Below are 2,438 nucleotides of genomic sequence, written 5' to 3'. Positions count from 1 at the left end.
GCTTATTCGCACCTTCCCTAACCATTTTGGATGCTCTTTATAAACATCATTAAACCACTCGGTCATTTCAGGTGAGTTCGTATCCTTTATCCAAGTTAACTCAAAGTCATCTCCCATAGATGCAAATATTGATTTCAATTGAGTTATGATTAAACCATAGTAAAATCCAAAAGTTTTTTCTTCATCCTCATTGACTAATGATTCAATATGACAACTGAGAATGAATCGAACTCGTGCCGCCGTTGAGGGATGTGTCGATTGAAAATGTTCATGAGGTGATAAGCCATCAGAAAGTTTGAAGTAGCACAGTATTAATAGCAATGAAAATGCAATTCCGCCTTCCTTGCTGCTATAAAAATCAAGCAAGTTATCAAGATAAGATACCTTCTGATCAAATGCAGACTGTACATGTTTTTTAACAATATTAAGAGCAAAACCATCTGCAACTAATTCTCTTGCGTGGCTTGATATTAGCTCTGCGCTATTGATTTTTTTATGTCCTAAAACATCATCAAAGATAGTGTCAATAGATTGCTTTTTTGCTCGGTCGCCATGTTTATTAATGAAATGGCCTACTTCGTGACTAACTATAAACAGCATTAGACAATCAAGAATAAACATAAATAAGTGTGATTCGGACTCACTTTCCTCTCTTATCTCATTGTTAAACCCAACAAATGGATTAGTAACGAGATGCAAGTCATAAAAGTTTAAATTAGTACTTTTCCCGGTTATCATCCCTGACCGAAAAATTAAGTCAGATAACTTACATAGTCTATCAAATGTGCCATAAGACATAAATATCAATTTTTCATCATAAATAATGCCGCATTGAAAATGTGAGTTGGTTGTAATGCAAAAATCCAGATCTAATTTTTGAACAGAGTCCATGTATTTACTAAAAAACGGCAGTACGAGACCATTATCTCTATCATTTATAAAATCATAGATAAGCCCCAATTGATTCTTTGAAAGAATTTCATTGATTTCATTAAGTTTTATTTCAAATCTATCCATAATTAGAACCTCTTAATTAAAATTTTAAATAATCCGCTTAAGTAGCTATGGGGATGTAATTCTAATACCCAATCCACTCATTCAATGGAAAGAATAGCATTACTTTAACCGCACTTTTGGACTTGACTTACTTCCCTTAAAGCTTCTGGGCACTATGTTAGTAATGTCCGCTCTTCGCAGGCAGCGGACATTGCTAATAGCGGTCTATGTGAAACACGGGGAGTAGGTTAGTTTTAGCGTTAAACACAATAAGAGCACGATGAAGTATCAAAAAGGAAGCATTGCATAGATAATTTAGGCAAAAACCGAGCTTAAATTACATATCATTCGCTATCAATTCGGTTGAGAGAACCCTTGGAATCAAGCTACTTTTTGAACCATACTTTATATGCAGAAAGTCCATCATCTTTTCAACATCACTTTCATGCTCTACAATGACATATTTAATATCCTTATGTGAAAAGGGCAACCTGTCATCATCATAATATTCGTTATATTTTCTCTTGCCATCTTGAGTTGATATGTTTTTCGAAGCGGCGATCACTGGTTTTCCAATTGATTTTTCTATATCTGGAACAAATCGCCACTCCCTCTCATCTGCAAAAATATAGTTAGGTTTCTCCTGACCATTGCGTCGTTTCAAAGTTGCCTGGTAATTTTTCATATATCGCAAAGGATCTACAATTTTCTTGTAACTAAGAATCGCCGACTCATATTTCCGCTTTGCATTAGTTAATTGAGATTTTGTTCCTGAAGATTTTATTTCGTCCAAATGCTTTAATAACTTATTAACTTCTGCTTTTAAACGCCTAATCTCTAGATTATAATTATCAAAAACAGAAGAGTGCTTGGACATGTAAATTACTGGATTAAGTCCATTTTCGTTTGCCCAATCTTTTGATAATCCGATGCCATAATGGCCATAACTTTCAGTATGCTGGGTAAGCTGTGTTAGCCTGATATCACAAAATGAAACCATCGGTATACCGAAATTCCTATTCGTGCTCTGGCCTTGTATAAATTCTCTAGCGAAAGAAATCCGAAAATCACTTGAGTCAAGTATCTCAAATAAGGTATCTAACTTTTCAGTAAAATGAAATAAGGTGGTTGGGTATAAGCTACGCGACATAATGATCATCCATAATATGATGTATAAACTAAGTACCATAAATTAAGGTTATCAGTACTTTCCATACATCAGCAAGCGGATTTTGCGATAGTGACCTGCCCCTCATTAATCAACACTAAGAGCTGTTAGCCACTTCCGCTCCTGGCACAGAGTGGACTGTCAGGTTAGGTTTGGCTCTGTGCCATAAGACTGCCAGCTCAGGTCTGAGCTAATACAACTCAAGCGATATGATGGTTCAAGGCGTTTAATCTGAAACCAGCCACATATCAGCCTCTTCAAACATTTCCTGAAC

Annotated in this window: 2 protein-coding genes; both read right to left on the bottom strand. The window is 35.7% G+C overall.

All coding sequences use genetic code 11. The annotated features are described in order from the left end of the window. Window positions 1–1,017 (bottom strand): hypothetical protein (locus FDW95_RS18715; protein ID WP_137363580.1); only part of this gene is annotated, 1,017 nt, incomplete at its 3' end. Window positions 1,018–1,333: 316 nt separating this feature from the next. Beyond that, on the bottom strand, window positions 1,334–2,146 hold the full coding sequence (locus FDW95_RS18710; protein ID WP_115259908.1) for an abortive infection system antitoxin AbiGi family protein: 813 nt from the start codon (window positions 2,144–2,146) through the stop codon (window positions 1,334–1,336). Between the last annotated feature and the right edge of the window lie 292 nt (window positions 2,147–2,438).

Source organism: Citrobacter sp. wls718 (genome assembly GCF_005280945.1).
Lineage (GTDB): Bacteria > Pseudomonadota > Gammaproteobacteria > Enterobacterales > Enterobacteriaceae > Citrobacter > Citrobacter gillenii.
This window is presented reverse-complemented; position numbering and strand designations above follow the sequence as displayed.

Excerpts from the sequence above, each read along its gene's own strand:
- FDW95_RS18710 (WP_115259908.1), bottom strand. The coding sequence starts at position 2,146 with ATGTCGCGTAGCTTATACCCAACCACCTTATTTCATTTTACTGAAAAG.